This window comes from Bacillus luti (genome assembly GCF_001884105.1).
GTDB classification, from domain to species: Bacteria; Bacillota; Bacilli; order Bacillales; family Bacillaceae_G; genus Bacillus_A; species Bacillus_A luti.
Map to the genome: position 1 here is coordinate 62,099 of NZ_MACI01000047.1, position 25,202 is coordinate 87,300.

Genomic DNA, 25,202 nt, shown 5'->3' on the forward strand with positions numbered 1-25,202 from the left:
ACATTGAATTTTTATGTAAACCAAAGTATCATCATCAACAGCATTAAGATTGATAGCATTACAACTTCTTCTGTATTCCAAATTGGCACTGCCGGAAGTATTAAGGCTCTATCTAAATTTTCAAATTCTGGCGGATTTACAGAACCTCTTCGCCCATTACAGGCGAAAGGACAAATTATTTCTATCAAACCATCAACTAGTTCTTCTTAAGGCATCCTTGTCATAAATATATAGCAGGAATATATTTACCCTCCCTATTGAAAAGGAGGTTTCACAAAATGAATCAAGATATATATACTTACTTACACCAACTTCAACAAGCTCTCCAAATGCAGCAAGCAACTATCCTTACCCTAGAAGAACAAGTCCGCCTACTACAAGAAGAGCTTACTGAATTAAAAAGTCGTCCCTCCTCTTCTATAGGAAAAGTGGAATACAAATTCGATCAATTAAAAGTAGAAAACTTAAATGGTACGTTAAACATTGGTTTAAATCCATTTTCAACAAAAGGACAACAAATTGAGGATTTTCAAGTGGATACAGAAACATTGAAGGTAAATCCTGAAACCGAAACAAACCCAGACTTTTATCAAGGTATCCTCCAGGAAATGCATCGATACTTAGATGAAGAAGCATATAATCGTATTCTCCATTTTGAACAAGAAGAGAGAACACCACTTGATGAAATGTATCGACAAATGATGGTGGATGACATAAAAAAACAGATGGAACATAGACTTCCTTATTATTTATCACAAGCTCAATCTTATGAAGAGGCTTCAACAAATCCAGATTATTTACGAGATATCATCCTTCAAGCTATGAAACATGACATCGACAAAGCCTTCCTATCTTTTATTCAACACATACCGGGAAATTTCCGAAAGGAGTAAGTATGTATGAATGTTAATGTTGTAAATCGCGAGTTAAAAGTCGGACAGATTAAAATGAATGGTGTATCTTCGTCCGCACTCTTTTTAATTGGAGATGCCAACCTCCTCATTCTATCTTCTATTCTTGATACACCATTTGAAACTGTTACCGAGGGGCCATTTGTACCATTAGTAACAGATGTCCCCCCTACTCCAGGTTAAGGAGACTGAAAACTTATGTTACATCATGTATCAGTTGTCCAAAATGTTTCGATTATTTCTTTAGGGATTACTGCCGTATTTCAAGTTGGGGATGCCAATCAAATGGAATTAAAAAGTAGAGCTCTTGCCGTCCACCGAGAAATTCCTTGTTATATAAAAGGTGAAGGTCGCTTCGATGCCTTTGAAATCTTTACAGATGAGCACATCACAATTCCAACGCGAACGACCGATGTAAAATTAAATATTGTAAATGAATGCCCTTTTCTTGAAGTAAATAACGTTGAATTGCGAACACTTTTAAATTCTGGTTGCTTTCAAATCGGAAATGTTGATTACGGTTTTAATAACTCTCGTATTATGCAAATCCGCCAATATATTACGGATGAACCTTCCGCTCAGTAATTCATATAGTAATTAAAAAGCTTAGAAAAGTAGGTGGATGGTATGCCCTCTGTTGTTGGAAATCTTGTCGTTCAAAACAGTAATGGCTCTTTCAATTTAGGGGATTTCTATAACGTATCTCCGAAAGAAAATACGAAAGCTTATAATGGATCTGGCGCTTCCAATGTTGGATTTGTCGTGAATACGTTTAGCGGCGTTAGTGCAACAAATACGTTTGATTCTGATGTGGCGGATCAAGACCAGATTGGAACAGCGTAAAAAAGAGAGACCACTTCGCACTATCTCTATGGATAGACAGTAAAAAACGTCTCCGATGCCAAAGGTATCGGAGACGTTTTTTTACAACCTTTGAATAAACCGCTGTATTTTTGGCATACTCAAATAGAAATTCCCTTGGTTCATATTTTATGAAGCCATTAGAAGTTGCTCCGTTGGCCTCTGGTACCGCCGCGCTTTTCCCCATTTTTACTAATATCTTAAAAAATCTGCTAAACACTGAACCAGGATGCTTGAAAGAAATCCTTCACCTTTTCCCACAACTATTTGATAGATGAATATATTTATCTAAGAGGTTATGGGATGTTTCTTTTTCATGTTTTTTTAATACTTCTTGTATTGCAGTACCTGTTTTACTTTCAAAACTCCCCTCTAATTTTGATGCTATATTACGGATACTGGTTTGCAGAACGTGAAACTCCCTAATATTTTTTTGTAAAGTATGGTTGTCCTCCTTTATAATATCTAATGCTTTCAGGTCTACCTCTGTTTTTAGCATTACACGTTCCATTTGTCTTTCGATTTGTTTTTTAGCAGCTTGTAATTCATCAATAACTTGATTAGCTAAGTCCCCTGTTGTATTAGCAATTTGATTTTCTATTTTTCTTATTTCTTCAATGAAATTCATTTTGCACCCCTCACCTTACTAATCCTTTGAAATTTTTATTTAATTGACCATCTTTGTCTCTTAATGAATTAGCTGCATAGATAATTTCTTCCCCAAACTGTTGAAATTCTCTTTGTTTCTTTTTTAAATTATGTATTAATTCTTCTGCAAGTTGTACATTATAAAAATATTCTTGACCACTTTGAGTTGTTTTTGCGACTTCTCGAATAGCATCGTCTATTTCATATTCTGCTAAAAGATGATATTTTCCACCTGGTTGTGTTTCATATTTTAATTTTCTTTTTAATTCTGATATTCTCTCTGCTTCTTTTTGTTGAAACTCCTCTATATTTCTAATTACAGTAGATAATACATCGCTTAACCGCTGAAATTCTCTTGCATGTTTAATAATTTCATCAGGCTCTAACTCTAATCGGACACTACCATTTTTGCCGAACATGTCTTTAAAGGTCTTCATAGGATGTTCTCCCATAAATAACACCGCAAGGACCCTATCTACCCCATTACTTTTTGTTGTAAATTGTTTACCAATCGTAGGTGCCCCGAACTGTTCAAAATTTCCTACAGCATCTTTTTTATGTGTATAATCTACAGCCTTATTTTCCATGATACCTTCATCTACCCGTTTTTTTGCTTTATCACTAAGTAAGCGATAAATATTCGGTGCAGCAAATGTTGTTGTATAAAAATTTCTCTCTGCTGCTACATATTGAGCTTCTGCGGCCCCTTTACTGTGTCCAGTAGTGTGAACAGAAGTTGGTTCATATTTTTTATTCACTTTATCTACAAACTCTAGCGCACTATCAAATGATGTAGGTAGATTTTGTACCTTTCCATCTACCATACCTAAGTTTTTTTTCATCCCAGCTGAAATCTGAAATGTGTCTGTAGATAAGTCTCCATCAAATTTCCCAAACTCTGTTCCACGGAATGAATAGATGATATTTTCATAATGTTTTTTATTTGGTTTATATTCTTCTGCAGGTACTACAGCGATTGCTTGCAATCCGTTTTTTATTTTCTCTTTATCTGCATCTATTGTTTCTATAACTTTCCATTCTTGACCATTAAATCCTGTTATTTTTGCTCCCTTTTTTAAGACTTCGTCATCATAAACATGATCCGAGAGTTTAAAATAATCTTCATCTGTCGCAATAGGATTCTTTTTAAATTCATTCATATGTTTCAACCCATTTCATGGTATATTTTAACTATATTCAACTTCAAGGGGATATCCTATGAAAAACAAATTGGTAATTTTTACATTTATTATTTGTATTATAGCAGGAGGGTATTTTACTATGGAATACTTAAAACAAAAAGAACAGGAAGAAAAGTTTTGGAAAGTACAAGAAGCAAGAGTAGAAAAGTATATACATTATAATATTAAGGATGTAAAAACGATTACATTTAAGGAGCACAGTGTAAGTCCAATGGGTGTTCCTAGATTAAAAGGTTATATAAACAATGATGAAAAATTAGATTTTATAGCTTATATTAGTACTACAGAAAATTTTGAAGATGATTTTACATGTTCTGGAGAATTAGATGAAATGATAAAAAAACCAGCAAAATCTTTAACCGAAATTGCAAAAGAAGAGAAAAGAGAAGAGTAGTCTTTACACTACTCTTCTCTTTTGCGTCCTACAGTATCTTTTTTACGTGTATAATCTACGACCTTATTTTCCACGACACCTTCATCTACCCTATTTTTGCTTTATCACTAAGTAAACAATAAATATTCAGTGCAGCAAATTATGTTCCAACTCATTCCATGGTATATTTTAACTATATTCAACTTCAAGGGGATATCCTATGAAAAACAAATTGGTAATTTTTACATTTATTATTTGTATTATAGCAGGAGGGTATTTTACTATGGAATACTTAAAACAAAAAGAACAGGAAGAAAAGTTTTGGAAAGTACAAGAAGCAAGAGTAGAAAAGTATATACATTATAATATTAAGGATGTAAAAACGATTACATTTAAGGAGCACAGTGTAAGTCCAATGGGTGTTCCTAAATTGAAAGGTTATATAAATAAAGATGAAAAATTATGGTTTATAGCCCATATTAGTACTACAGAGAATTTTGAAGATGATTTTGGACGTTCTGGAGAACTTGGGAAACTTATAAAAGATCCTGAGAAATCTGTAACCGAAATTGAAAAAGAAGAGAAAAAAGAAGAGTAGTCTTTGCACTACTCTTCTCTTTTGCGTCCCGTTTTAAAAAGAATGTAGCGGGAAGCTTTTTATAAGGACTAAGGAAGTTATATAATACTCTTTTTATTTAAATGATAACCCGCTCTCCTCCAAAGCCTTTCTAAACTTCGGCAAAGACGCAGGTCCCATACCATGCAGTTTTAAAATTTCTTTCTCACTATACTTTGAGAGTTCTTCTACAGTGTGAATTCCATGATGTTCTAGTGCCCTTCTTGCTGGTGCTGAAAGAAGAGAGAGAAAACCTTCTTTCGGCGCACTCTCTTTCTCACAGGTTGGGCAAGTTGGACAATCGCTACTTTTATAGTACTCGTGTCCTTGTTCACAAGTTCTTAACGTTGTCATGTTTTATAGTCCCTTTCTGCTCTTTATTCCTCAATATGCACAACATGATTCCCATCAAAGAAGTATAAGCATTTCTCTTTCACAGGATGTTGTAAGCTTTTCTCGAGTGCTTTTGCATATAACGAAAGCTGCACTTTATATCGATCCTCTAAAATTGGTTTCGCTTGATCGAATCCGCCTGGGAACTTTCCTTCAATCGTATCCGTTTTAAAGTCGATTAACGTAATGCCGTCTTCCTCTTCAATCATGCAGTCAATAACTCCTTGGACAAGGATTGCTTCTTCGCTCTTTCCTTGCCAATCTTGATATGCTTCTTCTGCTGCAAGCATCATCGTAAATGGTACTTCACGCTCTACACTTTTTGCTGCTAATACCCTTTTACCTAAGTCACTGTCAAAGAATGAAATTACTTTTTCAATTGCTATTTCTTCTGCCTGCTCGAATGTTAATAATTCCTTATTTACCATTGCTGCGATTTGTTCTTGTAGCGTTTCGGCCGTAATCGGTTTCTTCAAATCTACATGCTGCATAACGGCATGGACTGCTGTTCCGCGCTCTGCGTACGTTAATCCTTTTTTCTCCATGAAACGAGGACGCGTTTTAATTGGTGCACGTAGTTTTTTAATAAAGGCGTTATCACTACCATCTTCTGATTGATAGTTTCTTTTTATTTCTGTAACAGATTGCTTCGCACGGTGAGAGGTTGCTTCCTCATATCCGTACTTCCACAGTAATCTGTCATACACTTCTTCTTTTCGTTCACTTTCTAACGGAACAGCCTTTTTCTCACGAAGTGCTTCTAATAATTCTTGTTTCTCTTCTTGAACTGGTTCTGGCGCAAGTAACGTGTTACCGTCAACAACCTCCACTTTCCAGTTCGTATCATACTCATAAATTTCACCTGGAATATTTCCTTGCCCTAATTCAAGAAGCATTTCACTATCACGATGCCTATATAATGAAGGGGCAATCCAGTCTAAATAACAAGACGCTCCGGCACGTATATGATCTGGTAATAACCATTCACTATGCTCTCTCGCATCAAGCCATTTTTCCATTTCTTTATTTGCATCCTTAACCGTTCCGATTAAAATTAACTTCTCTTTCGCACGCGTTAATGCTACGTATAATACGCGCATTTCTTCCGCAATTAATTCCATTTTCATTTTACGCTTAATCGCAAGTTGTGATAATGTCGTATATTTAATACGTTTACGCGGATCGATAAATTGTGAACCGAAACCGAAATCTTTATGGAGTAAGAAGCGTTTCATTAAATCTTGTGTATTAAAACGACGGCCAAGTCCAGCTACAAATACGACTGGGAACTCAAGTCCTTTACTTTTATGAATCGTCATAATACGAACGACGTCTTCTTGTTCACCGAGAGCTCTTGCCGTACCCATATCATCACCGCGTTCTAAAATACGTTCAATAAAACGTAAGAAGCGGAATAATCCTCTAAATGATGTTGCTTCATATTGTCTTGCGCGGTCATATAGTACGCGTAAGTTTGCTTGTCTTTGCTTTCCTGCTGGTAAACCACCAACGAAGTCGTAATAACCTGTCTCACCGTACACTTTCCAAATTAAATCAGAAAGGGATTGTTGACGCGCAAATTCACGCCATCCTTGCAGTAAGTTATAGAACCACTCTAATTTATCATGTAGTTCTTGCTCTTCTTCAAGCGGTGCTCCTTTTAAGAACGAGCTCATTACTTCATAAAATGACCCTTTTTTCCCATGAGCACGAAGCGTCGCAAGTTCTTCATCATTTAGTCCCACGATCGGTGAACGAAGTACAGCTGCAAGCGGAATATCTTGCATCGGATTATCAATAACGCGGAATACGTTCATCATAATATTTACTTCTGTCGCTTCAAAATAACCAGTCGCAAGGTCTGCATATACTGGAATTCCTTGCAGCTTTAACTCTTCCATAATTTGCGGCGCCCACGGCATGGAGCGAAGTAAAATAACGAAATCACGGTATTGTACCGGGCGCATACTATCATTTTTACGGTCATACACTTCATAACCTGAATCGACCATCGCCTTAATACGCTGTGCTATAAGACGAGCTTCAAGCTGTGCCTTTTCGACTTCTGCACCTTCTTCTCCATCTATCACTTCTTCTTCTGTTTGCTGAATGCATAATAGTTCAGCCGCTACATCTTCACCTATTGGATAGCTAGCACCTAGCTTTAATTCAGCGTCAGCATCGTAATCGATTTCCCCAACTTCTTCGCCCATAATTTGTTTGAAGATGAAGTTCGTTCCTGCTAGCACTTCATGACGACTACGGAAATTTTTCGCTAAGTCTATCTTCATTCCGCCGCCTAATCCTTCTTGCGTAAAGCGTTTATACTTTCCTAGGAATAAGCCTGGTTCTGCTAGTCGGAAACGATAAATCGACTGCTTCACGTCGCCAACCATGAACAAGTTTCCTTCACTCTCAGAATCTTTCGTTACAAATTTAATAATCGATTCCTGTACGAAGTTCGTATCTTGATATTCATCGACTAACACTTCAGCAAATTTATTACGATATTGAAGCGCTACAGCTGATGGCTTCATTTCACCGTTTTCACTTTGCTCGCTTAAAATTTGTAAACAGAAATGCTCTAAATCTGTGAAATCGACCATTCCTTTATCTCGCTTCATCGCTTGGAAACGCTCTGTAAATACTTTTACAAGCTGTACGAGTTTTTCTAATACAGGATGCATATCTTGAAAATCTCGTAAAAAGCTTTCAGGTTTGCGGCTAAATAGCTCTTCTTGTAATTTCTTCACTTCATCTTTCGCTTTATTACGAAGAGAGTCTACTTGTTTGACAATATCTTCGTTATAATCACTTTTCTTAATACGTTTTAACGTTTGCCACGATACGTTTTGCATCGCTTCATACACACTTGTCCACGATTCACGAGCAGCGGATGATAACGTTCCAAGTAAAGCTACGTCTGCTTGCAGAGTTTCAACGCGAGGCGCTGGACCGTCAGGAAGCATTGCGAGTTCCGTCGCTTTACGAATATGCTGTTCCGCTGTTTCAAGCTGGAACTTCACATCTTCTAATAAGTAAGAAGCGTACACTAAATCTTCAATGGTCTTTCCTTCGACGTCGTATGCTTCTACTAATTTATCAAGCCATTTCTCGGGATTTGGATGCGCTCTTGATTCTGTATGAAGTGCTAAAATCATACGCTGTAAGTCATCATCACTACGGTCACTCGTATAACGATCAACAAGTTCAAAGAATATCGTATTATCTTCAATTCCATACTCTTCTTCTAATATGTCATCTAGCACTTCTTCTTTTAACAGTTCATTTTCTGTTTGATTCGCAATGCGGAAACGAGGATCTACATCAAGCATGTAGTAATATCCTCTAATTACTTGTAAACAAAATGAGTGAATCGTTGAAATGGAAGCTTTATTTAATAGGCTCAGCTGCTTTCTTACGTGCTGCGAACCTGGTTCATCAATTAATACTTTTTCTAATGCTTCTCCGATTCTGTTTTTCATCTCTTGCGCCGCTGCATTCGTAAATGTTACAACGAGCAGGCGGTCGACATCGACTGGATTTTCTTCGTTTATAATCTTTTTAATAATACGTTCAACTAATACTGCTGTTTTACCTGATCCAGCTGCTGCTGCGACTAAAATATCACGCCCGTTCGCTACAACGGCTTTCCACTGATCATCTGTCCATTGACTACCTTCTGGTTTTTTAGGCCAATTTTCTATCATTCTCCGCCAACCTCCTCTCTTATTTTCTCCATCGCTTCACTATCTTTCATATCTTTTAACGCACGGAACTGATTATCTTCAAGTGACTCATCAAACTGACAAACAGATTTGAAGTTACAGAACGTACATGCCGCTTTATTCCCCATTTTATAAGGAGCAATATCGATAACACCTTCTGTAATGTCTTTTCCGATGTTTTCAAACGTATGGTGTACGTATTTTTGAAGTACGTTAAACTCTTGCTCACTTGCAATGCTAGAACGCGCACTAAAGCTACCGTCTTTTTTCAAACCAGCGGAAATAATATCTGAGCTTCCTGTTGAAAGTTTGTTATCCATTAAACGGACAACGTCAGCATCTCCTAGTACGAGTCCTTTCATTTTAAATTTCTTTAAAATTTCTTTTTCAATTTCTGCTTCCGTTGCGTCACCTTTCATCTCAACGATTGGATTATGAATATGGAAATACAGTACACCAGCTGGTGATGCTGCATGGCCTTTTTTCATCCACGTCTGTGCATTTGAAGTAACAACATCTAAATACGTTAACATTTGAAGTGCTAATCCATAATACACTTCCGTTAAGTCTAGCGCTTTTGCACTTGATTTATAATCAATAATACGTAGGAACGTACCACTTTCATCTTCCGCCTTATCAACACGGTCAATACGGCCGACAACTTCCATCTTCACACCATTTGGCAACGCAAATTCCATTGGCGGAAGCGATCCTGTACCGCCCATACCGAACGGCACTTCTAGGTCAACTGGTACAAACCCGCTCGACTTCGCATGCTCACGAAGAATGATTGATGTACGGAAAATGATTTGTTGTAGTTTTTGTTTTAAATAGAAATGACGGTTCGAACTTAATAAAATTTGCCTTTGTAATAACGGGGCGATTTCTTCTATTACTAAAACAGAAAGATGCTCACACTCTTTTATTGATAAATCCGCCCAAGTGCGATTTTCACGTAATAACTTGTCCGCAATTTTCTTTAGTGCCGCATGGAATAACTCACCGATATCTGGCGCATCAAGTTTGAAAATATCACGCTCTCTTAGCGATAAACCATGCTGCGCAAAATGAGCGTACGCACAACGGTTAAATAGTTCCATACGAGAGACACTTCCCTTAATTGTATCTCCATATAAATCTCTACTTACAGCTGTACTTAGTTTCTGCGCACGATTTCGGTAAAACAAACTTGATAGCACGCGGCTACTTTTTTGTTTCCATTCATCTGAAGTTACGTAGAAGTTATATACGTCCCACCAAAAGTCTAAATTCCCTTCAAATCCGTATCGCTTCCACGTTTGCAATTGCTGCATAACGTAAGATAACGTTACTTCTGGTGTTGCTACGTATGAAATTTGTTCTGAACGCGATAAGTCGTTTACGTCATTCGTAATGAACGAGTCTTTTACATCTGGGAACATTCTTTTTATTTTCTTAATAAAGCTAGACGCAAGTAACGTCTTTCCTTCTTCATCTGCAAGTGGACATGAAATGTATAATTTCTCAGTCGCTCTCGTTACCATTTGGTACATAACGAACTGTTCTTCTAATAAAGTTTGTCTCGTCGTTGGCGCTAATTCAATTCCTGCCGCGCCAAGAACTTCTCTTTCCTCATCAGAAAGCATTCCTTCATCCATCGGTGCTGCTGGTATGACGCCTTCATTTACGCCGATAATGAATGTTGCTTTCACGTTTGATAACCTGGAGTGATCAATATTAGCAACTAATACTTGGTCTAATGACGGCGGAATGTTAGCGAATTGAAGTGCTTCAAGACCTGTCGACATAACGTCCGTAAACATAGAAAGTGACATTTTCTCTTCACCGAGCATCTCTACAAACGTATCAAGAAGGCTCATTACTTCTTCCCAAACTTGCTCATGGTCTGTCGCAAATAAGAAATCTCCACTCTCTTCTGCACGTATACGTAATTCCTCTAACTTCTTCGGAACATCAAGTTCTTCTAAAAATAAGTAAACGGCTTCGCACATTTGCATAACAGTTCCCGCACGCTTTAACCTTTTTTGCATGCGAATAACAGGCGTTCTTACAACGTCACGCAGCCTGTTTATTTTCTCTTCCATTTCACGTTCACTGTCAGTTATCATTCCGCTTGTATCGTCAAGTGAACGATAGCGGCGATACATCCACGGATCCTCAGAAATCCATCGCTTCCCTTGTACACCGTACGCTAGGCAGTAATTCTCAAACTCATCCATCTCTTCGCGCATCGCTTCTTTTCTTACGTCTAGCGGATATAAAAGCTCCGTTTTAACGCAGCGAAACACTGCGTCATAGCGCCAATTCCCGCTAATAATCTCGAGTGCAGAACGAATGCATTCTACTAATGGATGATGTGACATCGGGCGTTTTTCATCGATGAAATGCGGAATATTATAATCCGTAAATAACGTTCGCATTACATCGTAATAACTTTCTCCGTTACGAAGAAGGACTGCAATATCTCGGTAACGATACTGTTCATCCGCGACAAGTTTACGAATTTCACGAGCAACTCCTTCTACTTCAGCTCGTAAATTCGCTGCTGTACTAATTGTTACGCTTGCTTCACCATGAAACTTTTCATTTGGACGAGCTTCATAATGCGTTTCTAAATGAGCTAATGCCGGAGAATGAAAACGAGGCTGTTCCATAAGTGGAATTGTTTTTTCAATTTCTATTTTCTCTTCACGTGCTACTTGCTTTATTTTTTCATATGTTAACGTCGTCTCATAAAATAGATCTAGTTCATTTACTGGCTGCGCTAACGTTTTTTCATCTATCGTCAACGTAATTGTGACTCTCGCTCCGCACATCATGAGCTTTCTTAAAATTTCTAGCTCTTGCGGGGAAAACGAATGAAATCCATCTATATAAATTTCAGCGCCATTTACATATTCAGACTGCGGAAGTTTTTCCACGAGTAATTGCAGATAGTCTTCTGAATCTAAATACTTTCCAATTAAAGCACGTTCAAAATCATCGTATAATAGTTGTAAATCATATACTTTATTCGCTAATAACTTTTGTTCTGCACTGCTACTATGCGCATCTAGTTGTTGCCACATTTCATATACGTTAGATGGCGTCACATTATACCGTTTAAACTCTGCAATCATACTACCAAGATGTTCAAAGAAACCATTTTGCTCCGCTGCTTTTTGGAACACTGATAGTCCATCTTTACGCGACTCTACAATTTTACGAAGTAACATATGTACGCCCGCTTCATCAATATGAAGACGGCTCGCTCCGCCAACTTCTTGCAACACTTTCCACGCTAATCGTGAAAAACTAAAAACTTGTGCCCGAATAGAACCTCTTACATCCTCGCTTCCAATTAACGCCTGCTGCGTTTGGAATGTCATCTGTTCTGGCACAAGATATAATATTGTTTTCCCTCTCGGGCGCTGCTTTAACTCTTCCTGTACTTCGTGTAAACAAAGTGTACTTTTTCCACTTCCCGCTCTACCAATCACAAATCGAAGTGACATGTAACCCCACCTTTCACTTACATAACGAACGTTAGTTTGCTACTATAATTGTATTATAGTACACGAAAAAAGACAAACGGAGTTGTTTGTCTTTTCTATACTTCTACTTCATTATATCAACCTTTTGAAAAATTCATTTGTACCTCTTTAATTGGCCAATATCGTAAATCAACTTTACCGACAACTGTATCAGCTTTCACAAATCCGAAGTGTCTACTATCCCAACTGCCAAGTCGATTATCACCAATTACAAAAATATAACCGGGCGGTACAGACTTTTCTTTCGTTAACTCTTCTAGTTTAAAATCGCCTGTTAGTTGCCGTCCATTTATCTCTTTCTTAAATGTTTCTAAATAAGGCTCATCCACGAATTGTCCATTTATGTAAAGTTTATCATGCTTATATTCGATATGATCCCCAGGTAAACCGATAATTCGTTTTACATAGTCCTCTTTTTTATTCGCATGAAACACAACAACATCGAATCTGTTTAAGTCCCCTACTTGATAACTCACCTTATTGACAACGAGCATATTGCCATCTTGCAATGTCGGCATCATTGACTTCCCCTCTACAACGTACGTTGAAAAGAAAAACGTTCGAAAAAATACAGCTAATAATACACCAATTAAAATTGTTCGTATCCACTCTATGCCTTCTTTTTTCAAAGTTTTCTTCATCCGCTTCTCCCCTTACCCTTTAATAATGAAGCTTGCCTTTATAAAGTGAAACTTAATCGGTGGGGGGTTTTGTTCATCCCCCACCTAACTTCTTTGCTTGAGCCGAATTTTTTCGTGGGAGTTTTACTGCCCGTTAATGCGGGACAAAGAAGACTATTCTTAATGTAGTTCTAACCTTACTTCAATTTTTTTACCGACATACCATAAAATAAAAATACTAATTGCTACAATTACTGATTTCACCGGATTATGAATAAATGACATTAAATCATGACCGATATACGTTAAAATAAAAATCATCACAAGCTTTCCGAATGCGAGTGCAAGTCCAAACTGTTTTACGCTAATGCGAGATAAACCAGCGACAACGTTTATAAGCGCAGACGGTGTAAACGGAAAACAAAATATGACGAAAATCGGTGCGAATCCTTTTCTTTCAATCCACCCCATTGCCTTTCGCACTCTCTCATGCTTATTTACAAAAGAGAAGAAACGACTGCGTCCAAAATGACGGATAATGAAAAAGACAAGCATGGCACCTATTACTGAGCCAAGCCATGAATATAGAAAACCGAGCCAAAATCCAAATGCAACAGCATTCGCTAGTACAAACACAATAAGTGGTAATGCTGGAATTAGCGCTTCTATCATCGGTAAACCAATACCAAGAAGTGGTCCGAACGCTTTATAACTTTCCACAATATGATCCATATTTTCTGGTGAAAAATACTCTTTGATCGACTGAAAATCCATTCTACACTTTACCCCTTTACTCTATTACTACCTCTACTGTATCACTGCGGAAATGAAAGAGGAAATGGTAGATACGACATATGGAGATGTATTTATTAAACTTTCCATACCTTTCATTAGAATTCCTTCATTATTATGCTATGATAATCTATCAATATTCGACAGGATGTGAAGTTAATTTAAATAACGTGTCCGATTATAACTTAATGGTTACGTTTGATGAGAAAAAAGAGAATACTAAAAGTAATAATTAGTCTTTTCCATATAAGTAGCGATGGATCATTATTTTCCCTTCAAACAATCATCTATTTGCTAGTTCTTACAAGCATTTTTTTTAGCAAGCGTACACTGTCAATTACGATGAGTATTAACATATATAAGAAAGATAGTATTAATACTGTACTCGGAATAGGTAACATTCGAAATTTGTATAGAAACTTATCAATCATATATATATCTTCTTCATTCGTTATAGTTGCAGGAGTGAAGATGAGGTAATCTTTCCAATTATCTATCCACGTTAAATTAACTGCGGAAAAATTCATTGTTCCTAACCACAAGTAAAGAAACATTGGTATAAGAATCATATATTGCAGGCTATGTAATATCTTTCTTTGCTTCTTACATTCAATAATTTGAAAGACAATAAGTGTTAGTACATACACGATTGACAGAAAACATACTATAGTGACAAACGGTTGAATTGAAAAAGCAAATAGCAATTTATCAATTTCACTAATTTGACTATAATCAGTTGCATTTTGAGGTGTGAAAACAAAATTTCGTTTATCAGCATCTATCATCAACTGACTACCAGTGAAACTTGTAAACATAAATGTAATAAAAAATATAGGCAAAGCAAGAATATATTGCACCCAAAATAACATGGTCCTTTTCAGCATACCATCTCCTTTTTATACAGCATGGAAAAAATATGATGTATGTTCACACTATATTAAATATATAGGATAATTACCATTATATTGTAATTCTATATTCTCTTTAGCCCTCCGAGAACAAAAAGTTTGTACATTTCTCTCGTTTTATTTATGAATCTTACAGCGTAGACGGTATATATAATGAAATCAAAAAGGATGAGTCTCCCCATCCTTTTCCTCTCATATATCCTCTTCTCTAACAACATACACTTTCTCATAAGCTGGTCTTAACGTTAATCCATCTCTTTGATCAACCTCTTTAAAACAAGGACTCCCTTGTTTCTTCCGACGATCTTCATACTCTGTACGCAATTTCGCTGTACGATTTTGTTGATTTTCAAAACTAGTTTTTGATATTTCTAGCTTCACAGCAAAGCCATTTATAAATCTAATAATAAGATTTCCATCTTTTAATTCTTTATTACTTTCAATATAAAAATGAGATAACCACGCGCACTCTTTTCTAGAATAAGAATAGGTAGGGAAAAAATAAAGTTGATCCGTCGGACTAATCGCAATCGGTGCTTTATGTGTAATATGAGTTAACTCTTTCGTTCCTTCTTTTCTGCCTAAGAAACTAGAACCATGCTTGCGGCAACTTCTTTCTATAATATCTAGAGGCTTTTGAAATACGAAAAAAGAATCTTCTATTTCGACAACTCGCGTAACAATTTTCTTTTCACTAAGGATAACAGGAAGTAAGGCCATCGTATTTTTATTTACAACATAATTTTCGACATAGCGTTCTACTTTATTTTCCATACTCTACTATCTCCCTTTTTATTTTCTATTTATACTAGCAGCTGCATGTATAATGTTAGCACTAAAAAAAGGGAAACACCTTACAATCTACGATTATTTACAAAGGTTTATCATTTATTAAACACATTATAAATTTATTAATGATAATATAGTAATAATAAATAATTAATTCATATAAAAAGAGGATTCTACATAAGGAAATGAATGTATCATTTATACTTACCAATTTTCATCCGTAAATACAAATTCTCCGGTATTCGTAATGGTGTGAATATGATCACGATTGACACGATTACCAGAAATATCATATATATTTTTGTAACTCTGTAGACTATCAAGCAATTTTTCAGTTTGAATCGTAGGAGAGGTTTTATCTTCAATTGATACAAAATGAAGATGTTCATGTAAGAATTTTGGGTGTAGTGACAAATATAGAGTTGGTTTATGCGATGTTAAAAATTCCTGCAATTGCGGAATAAGAGTATACTCCCCGCCCTCAATATCCATTTTAATAAAGTTTATATCTTGTATGTTATTATTATTTATTAAATCGTATATTGTAAGAGCTCGCACTTTGCAAGAGTGATCTGAAATAGTTGGAACCAGACTAGAAGTAGAATCTCCAAATGTATGTCTCATGTATAGGTTAATATCGCCAGATTCTTCAGCTATAGCCGCATTAATAGGGGTAATCTTTGAAGCAATAGAATGATTTAATGCACAATTTGCTAGCAGCTCCTGAAAAGCGATAGGATCTGGCTCCATTCCATACACACGTTTAGCTCTATGTGCACCGTATAATACAGTTGGACCGATCCAAGCTCCTATATCTAAATATGAGTGTGCGGGACTTAAAAATCTATCAAAAATCTTAAATGTTTCTTCTTCCCATTTCCCTCGGTTCATGTCATTCCAGATCCATATTGTCTGTGGATTAGAAATCACATTGAAGTGTACATCATTCTTTGTAACTTGGATTGGCTTTACAAACATCATATCACTCCTTTAATCGTTCTCATCTATATAAACCCTACTTATATTTTTCATATCATTACTTTATAAATATTTAATACATTACTATGCTTTGCATTCAAATAAATTTACACATAATACATTTTTAAAGAGGGCTTATATAGATTGCATTCACGTATACCAAGTTGGTGGCTTTGGCACATAATCATAATGATATAATGTAGCTGGAATTTTCACTTGATTCACAATATCTTGTGATACTCTAGCACCCCATTCATCATCTTCCCCATAACTTACATTTAAAAATTTATGTTGTACGGCAATTCGTTTTGCATAACACATTATATGATTCGGTTTTCTATAATAAAAATTTTCATCTTCTGTATGCTCGAGTTCTTTTCCGAATTTAGTAACTTTACTGAAAAGATTATTGAAATTTACTAAAACATCGAACACGATACAATCAGCTGTAGCATTTGAAGCAATAGTAGTACATAGCGTATCAATATAATTCGGCTCTACTCGATCATCATCATCTACAAAAGCAACGTATTCACCTTGCGCTTGTTCAATAAGAATATTACGCTTTTCTCCAGTCGTTCTCTTTTTATTTTCGAGCAATACAAGTATTTCTACAGGTTTATCTTTAGCTTGTTCATATAATGTATCAAGCATTTGCTTTAAATGAGTCATCCGTTCTGGAACAGAAGGAATTAGAATCGAAAGTACAATATTCGTCAACTCCTCACCTCTTTTTCAAAATTACATACGCTTGCTTAGTTACATATTAGGATACAAAATGATGTAGTATGCATTTTCAACCTATCTTTACAATATGTAAGATTCTCTGTTTTGTTCATGATTTTTATGAACGGTTCGCATATTACATAGACAGATGCAACAGTAATGAGGGTAGTATAAAACTCATAAATATTCAAAAGTGAACAGATACATGGACAAATCAAATAGTATTATATTCACTTTCTTTTTGCCGGATCGTTCTTTACAAAACGTTTCAGAAATCTACATGTATAGCACATGAAAATATAGTAAAAGACCTTCCTTCATGGAACGCCTTTTACATCTCTACTACCTTTATATTTACTCTTCTTCATCCTCAAAAAAACCTACTATTTTTTCTTCTTCATATTTATATTTTCTTCCAAGATTCTCTGTATCCCTTCAAAATTCGAAATAGCATTATATATTGATATTAAGATTAAATATTCGAATGAGATTTCTTCAAATCAATTAACGTCACTTTATCATGTTCATACGTTTTCGCGTACGCCTTTATCTCTTCAATCGTATGTTTTAAGTCCTCTTTGTTACCTATACGGACATCTAGTATTACTTCACTTGTATACTTCTCTATCATATATATCCCCCGCCTTCTCCCCCCAATATAATCAATGTGCTCATATATTTCAACAACAAAAAAAGGATGGCATGAGCCATCCTTTTTTCCATCATCAACTATAAATTATAGTTTGATTACGTTTTTAGCTTGAGGTCCACGGTTACCTTCTTCGATTTCGAAGCTAACTTTTTGACCTTCTTCTAGAGATTTGAAACCTTCAGTTTCGATTGCAGAGAAGTGTACGAATACGTCGTTTTCGCCTGGAACTTCGATGAAACCGAAGCCTTTTTCGTTGTTAAACCATTTTACTTGTCCTGTTACTGCCATGATTATTTCCTCCTAAGAAAATACAAATTTTTAATTTTTTAGTCTTCCTGTCTAAAAAAAGAATCCACACATTATCAAATACGAAACATAAACTAGTTCTCACATACTTTTTCTCGTTCGTTTTCAGCACTTGATAACATATGGATTGCTTAATTTAACTATTCAACTGACATCATCATAGCACACTTAAAATAAAATGTACAATCTTTTTTGAAAATAACTGACAAATTAAGTCGCGTATATAATTATAAATATCTTATTTGAACAGGAACAAACACATTATTTGAATACGATTACATTCCTTATTCTAAGGTGTTAAAATATAATTTCACAATAGTTAAATGGAGGGGATTATATGCCAAACTATGAGAAAGAAGAAAAGCTAACAGGGGGAAACGTCTCTAACGTATATCGTTCTGAAAATACTGTTCGGCGCGAATTAAAGCAAGGCAGCGCAAAAATCCATACGTTATTACATCATTTAGAAAACAAAGGTTTTCATTATGCACCGAAGTTTTTAGGGATAGATGAAAAAGATAGAGAGATTTTATCCTTTATTGAAGGAGAAGCTGGGAATTATCCTTTAAAAGAATATATGCAATCTAATGATACTTTAAAAGAAATAGCAAAGATGCTTCGTCTTTACCATGATGCGGTAAGTGACTTTCCGTTATCGGATGAGTGGAAACCGATGGATCATACGCCAAATAACATTGAAGTTTTATGCCACAATGATTTTGCCATATATAATATTATTTTTAATGACGAGAAACCAGTGGGCATTATTGATTTTGATGTTGCTGCCCCTGGACCAAGACTTTGGGACATCGCTTATACGCTTTATACTTGCGTGCCTTTAAGTAGAGTATATTATACAGAGTCCGGAGACGCCGTTCATTATGACTCATCGCAACATGCCAGCCGCATAAAAGAAAGAGTGAAATTGTTTGCTCAATCCTACGGTAAAAGCATGGATGAAGATTATGTAGGAATGGTGTTACTACGGTTAGAAGGATTATGTACATATATGAAACGAAAAGCACAAGAAGGCGACGTGAATTTCCAAAGAATGATAGATGAAGGACATTTAGAGCATTATGAAAAAGATATGAAGTTTATTCGTGAGCATGAGAAAGAGTGGATTTGATCATAGTATCTTTTTTGCCGGATCATTGGTATCATTTCATTTACTCTCAAATCGTTCATAAAATAACAAGGGGCACCCTTCAAAAGGTGCCCCTTCCTTTTATTTCGTAAACTGCGCCTCTTCTGTAGATCCTTTTAATGCTGTCGTTGATGACGTACCGCCTGTAATGACTTGTGCTACTTCATCAAAGTAACCTGTTCCTACTTCGCGTTGATGACGCGTTGCAGAGTAACCGTGTTTTTCAGCCGCAAATTCTGCTTGTTGTAACTCAGAGTACGCTGCCATGCCGCGCTCTTTATAGCCACGTGCTAATTCAAACATGCCATAGTTTAATGAGTGGAATCCAGCTAGTGTTACGAACTGGAACTTATAACCGTAAGACGCGATTTCTTTTTGGAAGCTCGCAATTGTTTTTTCATCTAATTTTTGTTTCCAGTTAAATGAAGGTGAACAGTTGTAAGCAAGTAGCTTTCCTGGATGCTCCTTATGAATTGCGTCCGCAAATCGTTTCGCATCTTCTAAATTTGGTTCAGACGTTTCGCACCAAACGAGATCTGCATAAGGAGCATATGCTAAACCACGTGCAATTGCTTGATCAAGACCTGCTTTCGTACGGTAAAACCCTTCTGGTGTTCTTTCTCCTGTAATAAACTCTTTATCAACTGGGTCGATATCACTCGTAATTAAATCTGCCGCATCCGCATCTGTTCTTGCAACGATAATTGTTGGCACGCCCATTACGTCTGCCGCAAGGCGTGCGGAAATTAAATTGCGCACCGCTGTTTGCGTCGGTAGTAATACTTTTCCGCCTAAATGACCACATTTTTTCTCTGAAGATAATTGATCTTCAAAGTGTACGCCTGATGCACCCGCTTCAATCATACCTTTCATAAGTTCAAATACGTTTAATTGTCCGCCAAATCCAGCTTCTGCATCTGCAACGATTGGTACAAAATAATCTGTATCTCCGCTTCCTTCCATATGCTGAATTTGATCCGCACGTTGAAGCGTTTGATTAATTCGTTTTACTACAGCAGGTACGCTGTTCGCTGGATATAAACTTTGGTCTGGATACATATGTCCAGAAAGGTTTGCATCAGCTGCTACTTGCCAACCGCTTAAATAAATTGCTTTTAACCCTGCTTTTACTTGTTGCATCGCTTGGTTTCCTGTTAGTGCGCCAAGTGCGTTAATATAATCTTCCTTATGAAGTGACTCCCAAAGCTTTTCTGCACCGCGGCGCGCTAATGTATGCTCAATATCAATCGATCCGCGCAGACGAATTACATCCTCTGCTGAATATGGACGTGTGATCCCTTTCCACCGCTTATCTAATTCCCAGCTTTCTTGTAATTTCTCGATTCTTTCGTTTTTCATATGTTCCATCCCCTTTTCGTTTTATAAAATTTCATAACCCGGTAATGTTAAAAATGGTACGAATTCATCATTCCGAACGAGATTTGTAAATAACGTTGTTGCCTCTCTGAATCTCCCTTTCTTAAAGGCTTCCTTACCAATCTCTCTTTCTATTTTTGCTAATTCTTCTTCTTTCAATTCTTCCATTAATGCAAGCGTAATATTACGGCCATCATGTAACTTTCCGCCTTCATGACGAATCCATTGCCACACTTGTGCTCTTGAAATTTCCGCTGTTGCCGCATCTTCCATTAAGTTATAAATTGGTGCTGCTCCCCGTCCGCTTAACCAAGATGCAATATATTGAATACCTACACTAATATTCGTACGAAGACCCTCTTCTGTAATCGTTCCCACCGGCACTTCTAATAAATCTTTTTCTGTAACATGTATTTCTTCACGTTTTCTAAAAATTTGATTCGGTGTTTTCATAATGTGATTAAATATTTCCATCGCGACTGGTACAAGTCCCGGGTGGGCAACCCAAGTCCCGTCATGACCGTCTAAAGCTTCGCGCTCCTTATCAGCACGCACCTTTTCAAAAGCAGCTTCATTTGCTTCCGGACTATTTTTAATCGGAATTTGTGCTGCCATCCCTCCAATAGCCGGTGCATTACGGCGATGACATGTTTGAATTACTTTCAACGAATACGTGCGCATAAACGGCGCCGTCATCGTGACTTGCGCTCTATCTGGTAGTAAAAATGCATTATGATTCCGGAAAGCCTTTAAAAAGCTGAAAATATAATCCCAACGTCCGCAGTTTAATCCAGCAGAATGATCTTTTAACTCATACAAAATTTCATCCATTTCAAACGAAGCGTGAATCGTTTCCAGTAACACCGTCGCTTTAATTGTTCCATTTGGAATCCCGATGTATGTTTGAGCAAACACGAATACATCATTCCACAACCTTGCTTCCAAATGACTTTCCATTTTCGGTAAGTAGAAATATGGGCCGCTCCCTTTTGCTAAAAGAGCTTTCGCATTATGGAAAAAATACAGTCCGAAATCTACTAAGCTACCAGACATATTTTGTCCGTCAACTTTCATATGTTTTTCTTCTAAATGCCATCCTCTTGGACGTACGATAAGTACTGCTGTTTTATCATTTAATCTATATTCTTTTCCTTTATCATTCTTATATGAAATCGTTCCCTTTACTGCATCTCGTAAGTTCAGTTGGCCTTCCACCGCATTTTCCCAAGTTGGTGAATTCGAATCTTCAAAATCCGCCATAAAAAGATGCGCTCCTGAATTCAAGGCGTTAATAACCATCTTTCTATCTACCGGTCCAGTAATCTCTACGCGGCGATCCTCTAAATCTTTTGGCAGCTTGGCAATTGTCCAATCCGATTCACGAATGTGCTTTGTTTCTTCTAAAAACTTCGGAAATTTTCCTGCATCAATTCGTTTTTGTTTCTCTACACGCTTTTGTAAAAGTTCTATGCGGCGCTCATTAAAATTTTCATGCAGTTTCTTTAAAAACTTAAGCGCCTCAGGTGTCAATATTTCGTTGTACGCTGGTAACATTTCTCCTACGAGTGTAACCCGTGAAGTTTGCGTCGACATATTAGCATCCCCTTCTTAAACTGTTTTATAACAGATTTGATTTCATGTTTTATATTATATAACAAATCTTCAGAAAAGGAAGTTTTTTTTGAAAATTCATTTCATTTTTTTCCAAAACGCGATGATTCCGCGCTTTATCCCATACAAAAAAGGCCGCTGTTATACAACAATGACCTTTTTGTATTATTCTACTTTCATTCATTAAACTTTATTGTTGCTCTGCTTCTTCCACATTCTGCAACATTGTTTTATATAAAAACTGTGCGTATTGTTCTCTTGTTACTTTCATAGACGGGCCAAATTTATTTTCTCCGATTCCCGCTGTAATATCATTTGTTTGGATTGCACTAATTGCGTTCTTTGCCCATGAATCTGCTGCAACATCATTAAACGTATGAGGTCCCTTTGCCTGTAAGTCAAAAGCATTCGTAAGAACTTGCGCCATTTCTGCACGCGTTAACGTCGCCTTCGGTCTAAAGTTTCCATGCTCGTCTCCCATGAAAATTTCCAGTTCCGTTAAAGCCAATATTTCCTCGATAAAGTTTGTCGAGTTTTCATCGATATCTTCATATGGGTTTTCATATTCATCTTGTTCTTCTATATCAAACACACGATAAATTAAAGCTGCCACTTGCTCACGTGTTACATCATCCCCAAAACCAAATATGTCATTTCCATATCCAAAGATAATTTCATTTGCCGCTAAACTATGAATCGCTTCATATGACCAATGTCCTTCTGGTACATCTTTAAATACAATTGTATTTGTATTTTGTAGCGGTGCACTTTCCGCTTTTACATAATTACTCTCTGCTGAGAATAACACCCCACCCATAATTGTTAATGCTGTAGCTGTTTTTAATAATTTTTTGCTCATGAAATTATCTCCCCAATATGTATATGTTTTTTTAAAAAATATACAGAAAAAACGGTATAGCAACAATATATTTTCCGACAAAATTCGTGACATTTTTGTGAATCATATTACACATCATTTCTTTTTTATGAGGTTGATTATCAAGCTTATGTACAACAATAAACATACATATTAACGGATAATTATTCCTTTTTAAACAAACAAAAAAGCACAAATATTTCTATTTGTGCTTTCCTATTTCACTCTATTTCCAGTCCTCTTTCAAATGATAATTAATAATCGCATTGTTTATAAACTGTGCATATTGTGCTCTCGGTACAAAGGAATTTAATTCATACATACCGTTTCCAGTTCCTGTAACAACTTGATTAGATTGCAGTGCACTAATTGCCTCTTCTGCCCAATGTCCTTTCGGTACATCTTTAAATGTATGCTTTTGTTTCGCTTCGAAAGTATATGCCTTTTGAAGTACTACTGCCATTTCAGCTCGAGAAATGGGTGCTTTCGGTCTAAAGTTTCCGTTTGTATCACCTTTAAAAACACCACGTTTTGTTAACGCTAAAATTTCCTTCTTGAAACTAGTAGAACTTTCAGAAATATCTTTGTATGGATTCGCTACTGCTCCTTCGTCTTTCATTTCAAGAGTTTTGTAAATAACGCCTGCCACTTGTTCACGTGTTGTAAGATCGTTAACACCATACTTTCCATTTCCATACCCAACTATAATTTTATTATAAGCTAAATCTAAAATAGCATCATATGCCCAAAATCCGTATGGAACATCATCAAATACAATCATTTCCGGATACTCTTCCGCTTTTACAGGCGCCACATTCGGTCCTGCAAATATACCTCCTACCATTGTCGCAATCATCATTACACCCAATATTTTTTTCTTCATTGTCCTCTCTCCCTATTTCTATTTATATTAAATAGAAAAATAATTGATAATACGAAGCATTGAACTTCATTGTTTCAGGAGTACTAAATTGATGGTGAATGTAAGATAAAATGCCAATCTTCTAGAAGAAACATTTTGACTACCTTTTTGCTTTATACCTCCTTCTTTCTTTTTCAAAAGGAAGTTGTCACATCTTAGGTGTTATATAATAAAATATTCTACAATCTCTTTGTGAACTCCTTTGCATTTTTAAATTTCACTTTATCGACACAAAAAGCGAAAAAAGTGAATTATGTTGCGCTCGTATTCACCGATAGATCCTTCTCTGTTCCCTTGCGAAACGTTAGTGCCATCCCTACGAATATAAGAACAATACCTACTACTTGCATGCTAGTCGGTCTAAATCCGGTAAAGACTGTGTCTAATAGTATTGCAACAGCAGGGTCTAAAAATACGAGTACAGAAATGAGTCTCGTCGATAAATCTCTTAAACTGTCAAAAAATAAATAATATACAAACCCAGTATGTATAAGCCCTGTCGCTGTAATCATCATCCAGTTCATCTCTGTTAATCCTTGAAATTTCCCGAAATCTACGAATGGTAGCAATAAAAAAATGCCTAAAAATGTTTGTAAAAATGTCATTGCATATGCGCTCGTATGCTTGATTCCTTTCCCTAGTAAAGTAGTAAAAGCATAGAATAACGCCGCAAGTAGTGCCCATACCATTCCAGATGACATGAGTTTCTCGAGCGACACACTTCCATCTACTCCAGCTACTAAAACTGTACCGAAGAAACAGATAGCAATCGACATGACCGCAAATATTGTTAACTTCTCTTTAAATACGATACTCCCAATCATTAATACGATAATTGGAGCAAGATGGTAGACAGAAATCGCAATGGTAATTGACATAACTTCAAACGCTTTAAATAGAAATACCCAGTTAAAAACGAGAAATACGCCGCACGCTAATATTTGCACGATCTCTTTTTTATTCCATTTTTCATTTTTATATTGTCCTGTTACGAACCAACATAACGTTAAAAATAAAGTAGCACAAATACAACGAACGAATACTAATTCAAACGATGGTAAACCCGTTTGGACAGAAAAAAATCCAATCGATCCGAAAATAGACATCGAAAGAATCATTTTGATAGCCGGCATTGATTTTGAATGAAACAAAATATTAACCTCCTAAACATTTCACTGAATATTCTTTTTATTATACACTATAATTTTCCAAAACTCGAATATGCCATAATA

General features: G+C 36.3%; 25 protein-coding genes and 1 pseudogene. 8 read left to right on the forward strand and 18 right to left on the reverse strand.

What is annotated here, in order from left to right; genetic code table 11:
• Positions 1-3: 3 nt before the first annotated feature.
• The 5 genes from gerPB to gerPF all read left to right on the forward strand — a co-directional run bounded on the left by gerPB (position 4) and on the right by gerPF (position 1,754).
• On the forward strand, positions 4-210 hold the full coding sequence (gene gerPB / locus BAQ48_RS10990; protein WP_001012506.1) for a spore germination protein GerPB: 207 nt from the start codon (positions 4-6) through the stop codon (positions 208-210).
• Positions 211-278: 68 nt separating this feature from the next.
• Positions 279-893 carry a spore germination protein GerPC gene (gene gerPC / locus BAQ48_RS10995; RefSeq protein WP_001070758.1) on the forward strand — a complete coding sequence of 205 codons (615 nt, stop codon included), beginning with the start codon at positions 279-281 and terminating at the stop codon, positions 891-893.
• A 6-nt stretch (positions 894-899) separates the two neighbouring features.
• Complete coding sequence (gene gerPD, locus BAQ48_RS11000; protein ID WP_001102342.1) at positions 900-1,094, forward strand: spore germination protein GerPD; 195 nt, start codon at positions 900-902, stop codon at positions 1,092-1,094.
• Positions 1,095-1,109: 15 nt separating this feature from the next.
• Positions 1,110-1,496: a spore germination protein GerPE gene (locus tag BAQ48_RS11005; protein ID WP_000902343.1), complete on the forward strand. Its 387-nt coding sequence runs from the start codon at positions 1,110-1,112 to the stop codon at positions 1,494-1,496.
• A gap of 42 nt (positions 1,497-1,538) precedes the next feature.
• A complete protein-coding gene (gene gerPF / locus BAQ48_RS11010; protein WP_001141570.1) occupies positions 1,539-1,754 on the forward strand; it encodes a spore germination protein GerPF in 216 nt (71 codons plus the stop codon).
• Between the two features lie 265 nt (positions 1,755-2,019).
• Here gerPF and BAQ48_RS11015 read toward each other — a convergent pair whose 3' ends face one another.
• Together BAQ48_RS11015 and BAQ48_RS11020 are read right to left on the reverse strand one after the other, a co-directional pair.
• Positions 2,020-2,400, reverse strand: coding sequence for a hypothetical protein (locus BAQ48_RS11015; RefSeq protein ID WP_071711096.1), 381 nt, complete (start codon positions 2,398-2,400; stop codon positions 2,020-2,022).
• A gap of 10 nt (positions 2,401-2,410) precedes the next feature.
• Positions 2,411-3,580 (reverse strand): hypothetical protein, encoded by a 1,170-nt coding sequence (locus BAQ48_RS11020; protein ID WP_071711097.1) that lies wholly within the window; start codon positions 3,578-3,580, stop codon positions 2,411-2,413.
• A gap of 58 nt (positions 3,581-3,638) precedes the next feature.
• Here BAQ48_RS11020 and BAQ48_RS11025 point away from each other — a divergent pair, with 58 nt between their 5' ends.
• The gene (locus BAQ48_RS11025) at positions 3,639-4,016 is read left to right on the forward strand and encodes a DUF1433 domain-containing protein (protein WP_071711098.1); all 378 of its coding nucleotides are present in this window, start codon (positions 3,639-3,641) and stop codon (positions 4,014-4,016) included.
• Positions 4,017-4,215: 199 nt separating this feature from the next.
• Positions 4,216-4,593, forward strand: coding sequence for a DUF1433 domain-containing protein (locus BAQ48_RS11030; protein WP_071711099.1), 378 nt, complete (start codon positions 4,216-4,218; stop codon positions 4,591-4,593).
• Between the two features lie 93 nt (positions 4,594-4,686).
• Here BAQ48_RS11030 and BAQ48_RS11035 read toward each other — a convergent pair whose 3' ends face one another.
• The 11 genes and pseudogenes from BAQ48_RS11035 to cspA all read right to left on the reverse strand — a co-directional run bounded on the left by BAQ48_RS11035 (position 4,687) and on the right by cspA (position 18,018).
• Positions 4,687-4,965, reverse strand: a complete 279-nt coding sequence (locus BAQ48_RS11035) for an RNA polymerase alpha subunit C-terminal domain-containing protein (protein WP_071711100.1) — start codon at positions 4,963-4,965, stop codon at positions 4,687-4,689.
• A gap of 23 nt (positions 4,966-4,988) precedes the next feature.
• Positions 4,989-8,714: a helicase-exonuclease AddAB subunit AddA gene (gene addA / locus BAQ48_RS11040; RefSeq protein ID WP_071711101.1), complete on the reverse strand. Its 3,726-nt coding sequence runs from the start codon at positions 8,712-8,714 to the stop codon at positions 4,989-4,991.
• A complete protein-coding gene (gene addB, locus BAQ48_RS11045) occupies positions 8,711-12,226 on the reverse strand; it encodes a helicase-exonuclease AddAB subunit AddB (RefSeq protein WP_071711102.1) in 3,516 nt (1,171 codons plus the stop codon). The genes addA and addB overlap by 4 nt, the downstream gene beginning before the upstream one ends.
• Positions 12,227-12,342: 116 nt before the next feature.
• The gene (gene lepB / locus BAQ48_RS11050; RefSeq protein WP_071711103.1) at positions 12,343-12,906 is read right to left on the reverse strand and encodes a signal peptidase I; all 564 of its coding nucleotides are present in this window, start codon (positions 12,904-12,906) and stop codon (positions 12,343-12,345) included.
• Positions 12,907-13,065: 159 nt separating this feature from the next.
• Complete coding sequence (locus tag BAQ48_RS11055) at positions 13,066-13,659, reverse strand: TVP38/TMEM64 family protein (RefSeq protein WP_000347509.1); 594 nt, start codon at positions 13,657-13,659, stop codon at positions 13,066-13,068.
• A 305-nt stretch (positions 13,660-13,964) separates the two neighbouring features.
• Entirely contained in the window at positions 13,965-14,561 is a 597-nt protein-coding gene (locus tag BAQ48_RS11060; RefSeq protein WP_071711104.1) for a DUF4306 domain-containing protein, read from the reverse strand.
• A 216-nt stretch (positions 14,562-14,777) separates the two neighbouring features.
• A complete protein-coding gene (locus tag BAQ48_RS11065) occupies positions 14,778-15,359 on the reverse strand; it encodes a competence protein ComK (RefSeq protein ID WP_071711105.1) in 582 nt (193 codons plus the stop codon).
• 219 nt (positions 15,360-15,578) lie between these two features.
• Complete coding sequence (locus tag BAQ48_RS11070) at positions 15,579-16,352, reverse strand: FkbM family methyltransferase (RefSeq protein ID WP_071711106.1); 774 nt, start codon at positions 16,350-16,352, stop codon at positions 15,579-15,581.
• A gap of 150 nt (positions 16,353-16,502) precedes the next feature.
• Positions 16,503-17,072, reverse strand: coding sequence for a glycosyltransferase family A protein (locus tag BAQ48_RS11075; RefSeq protein WP_071711107.1), 570 nt, complete (start codon positions 17,070-17,072; stop codon positions 16,503-16,505).
• 360 nt (positions 17,073-17,432) lie between these two features.
• A pseudogene (locus BAQ48_RS11080) lies at positions 17,433-17,709 on the reverse strand (hypothetical protein).
• Positions 17,710-17,814: 105 nt separating this feature from the next.
• Entirely contained in the window at positions 17,815-18,018 is a 204-nt protein-coding gene (gene cspA / locus BAQ48_RS11085) for an RNA chaperone/antiterminator CspA (RefSeq protein WP_000301522.1), read from the reverse strand.
• A gap of 355 nt (positions 18,019-18,373) precedes the next feature.
• On the opposite strand from cspA, the gene BAQ48_RS11090 reads away from it, so the two are divergent.
• Positions 18,374-19,165 carry a phosphotransferase gene (locus BAQ48_RS11090; protein WP_071711108.1) on the forward strand — a complete coding sequence of 264 codons (792 nt, stop codon included), beginning with the start codon at positions 18,374-18,376 and terminating at the stop codon, positions 19,163-19,165.
• 99 nt (positions 19,166-19,264) lie between these two features.
• Here BAQ48_RS11090 and aceA read toward each other — a convergent pair whose 3' ends face one another.
• The 5 genes from aceA to BAQ48_RS11120 all read right to left on the reverse strand — a co-directional run bounded on the left by aceA (position 19,265) and on the right by BAQ48_RS11120 (position 25,121).
• Positions 19,265-20,542: an isocitrate lyase gene (gene aceA / locus BAQ48_RS11095; protein WP_071711109.1), complete on the reverse strand. Its 1,278-nt coding sequence runs from the start codon at positions 20,540-20,542 to the stop codon at positions 19,265-19,267.
• 21 nt (positions 20,543-20,563) lie between these two features.
• Entirely contained in the window at positions 20,564-22,153 is a 1,590-nt protein-coding gene (gene aceB, locus BAQ48_RS11100) for a malate synthase A (RefSeq protein WP_071711110.1), read from the reverse strand.
• Positions 22,154-22,361: 208 nt separating this feature from the next.
• Complete coding sequence (locus tag BAQ48_RS11105; RefSeq protein ID WP_071711111.1) at positions 22,362-23,030, reverse strand: S-layer homology domain-containing protein; 669 nt, start codon at positions 23,028-23,030, stop codon at positions 22,362-22,364.
• 244 nt (positions 23,031-23,274) lie between these two features.
• On the reverse strand, positions 23,275-23,931 hold the full coding sequence (locus tag BAQ48_RS11115; protein WP_071711112.1) for an S-layer homology domain-containing protein: 657 nt from the start codon (positions 23,929-23,931) through the stop codon (positions 23,275-23,277).
• Between the two features lie 290 nt (positions 23,932-24,221).
• Positions 24,222-25,121, reverse strand: coding sequence for a DMT family transporter (locus tag BAQ48_RS11120; protein WP_084064554.1), 900 nt, complete (start codon positions 25,119-25,121; stop codon positions 24,222-24,224).
• Positions 25,122-25,202: the final 81 nt, after the last annotated feature.

What these genes read in the sequence shown, in the direction of transcription:
- BAQ48_RS11105 (WP_071711111.1), bottom strand. Translation starts at nt 23,030, where the DNA reads ATGAGCAAAAAATTATTAAAAACAGCTACAGCATTAACAATTATGGGT.
- aceA (WP_071711109.1), bottom strand. Translation starts at nt 20,542, where the DNA reads ATGAAAAACGAAAGAATCGAGAAATTACAAGAAAGCTGGGAATTAGAT.
- BAQ48_RS11005 (WP_000902343.1), top strand. Translation starts at nt 1,110, where the DNA reads ATGTTACATCATGTATCAGTTGTCCAAAATGTTTCGATTATTTCTTTA.
- gerPF (WP_001141570.1), top strand. Translation starts at nt 1,539, where the DNA reads ATGCCCTCTGTTGTTGGAAATCTTGTCGTTCAAAACAGTAATGGCTCT.
- BAQ48_RS11020 (WP_071711097.1), bottom strand. Translation starts at nt 3,580, where the DNA reads ATGAATGAATTTAAAAAGAATCCTATTGCGACAGATGAAGATTATTTT.
- BAQ48_RS11070 (WP_071711106.1), bottom strand. Translation starts at nt 16,352, where the DNA reads ATGTTTGTAAAGCCAATCCAAGTTACAAAGAATGATGTACACTTCAAT.
- lepB (WP_071711103.1), bottom strand. Translation starts at nt 12,906, where the DNA reads ATGAAGAAAACTTTGAAAAAAGAAGGCATAGAGTGGATACGAACAATT.
- BAQ48_RS11115 (WP_071711112.1), bottom strand. Translation starts at nt 23,931, where the DNA reads ATGAAGAAAAAAATATTGGGTGTAATGATGATTGCGACAATGGTAGGA.
- addA (WP_071711101.1), bottom strand. Translation starts at nt 8,714, where the DNA reads ATGATAGAAAATTGGCCTAAAAAACCAGAAGGTAGTCAATGGACAGAT.
- BAQ48_RS11030 (WP_071711099.1), top strand. Translation starts at nt 4,216, where the DNA reads ATGAAAAACAAATTGGTAATTTTTACATTTATTATTTGTATTATAGCA.
- gerPD (WP_001102342.1), top strand. Translation starts at nt 900, where the DNA reads ATGAATGTTAATGTTGTAAATCGCGAGTTAAAAGTCGGACAGATTAAA.
- BAQ48_RS11015 (WP_071711096.1), bottom strand. Translation starts at nt 2,400, where the DNA reads ATGAATTTCATTGAAGAAATAAGAAAAATAGAAAATCAAATTGCTAAT.
- addB (WP_071711102.1), bottom strand. Translation starts at nt 12,226, where the DNA reads ATGTCACTTCGATTTGTGATTGGTAGAGCGGGAAGTGGAAAAAGTACA.
- cspA (WP_000301522.1), bottom strand. Translation starts at nt 18,018, where the DNA reads ATGGCAGTAACAGGACAAGTAAAATGGTTTAACAACGAAAAAGGCTTC.
- BAQ48_RS11090 (WP_071711108.1), top strand. Translation starts at nt 18,374, where the DNA reads ATGCCAAACTATGAGAAAGAAGAAAAGCTAACAGGGGGAAACGTCTCT.
- gerPC (WP_001070758.1), top strand. Translation starts at nt 279, where the DNA reads ATGAATCAAGATATATATACTTACTTACACCAACTTCAACAAGCTCTC.
- BAQ48_RS11055 (WP_000347509.1), bottom strand. Translation starts at nt 13,659, where the DNA reads ATGGATTTTCAGTCGATCAAAGAGTATTTTTCACCAGAAAATATGGAT.
- BAQ48_RS11060 (WP_071711104.1), bottom strand. Translation starts at nt 14,561, where the DNA reads ATGCTGAAAAGGACCATGTTATTTTGGGTGCAATATATTCTTGCTTTG.
- aceB (WP_071711110.1), bottom strand. Translation starts at nt 22,153, where the DNA reads ATGTCGACGCAAACTTCACGGGTTACACTCGTAGGAGAAATGTTACCA.
- BAQ48_RS11065 (WP_071711105.1), bottom strand. Translation starts at nt 15,359, where the DNA reads ATGGAAAATAAAGTAGAACGCTATGTCGAAAATTATGTTGTAAATAAA.
- BAQ48_RS11035 (WP_071711100.1), bottom strand. Translation starts at nt 4,965, where the DNA reads ATGACAACGTTAAGAACTTGTGAACAAGGACACGAGTACTATAAAAGT.
- BAQ48_RS11025 (WP_071711098.1), top strand. Translation starts at nt 3,639, where the DNA reads ATGAAAAACAAATTGGTAATTTTTACATTTATTATTTGTATTATAGCA.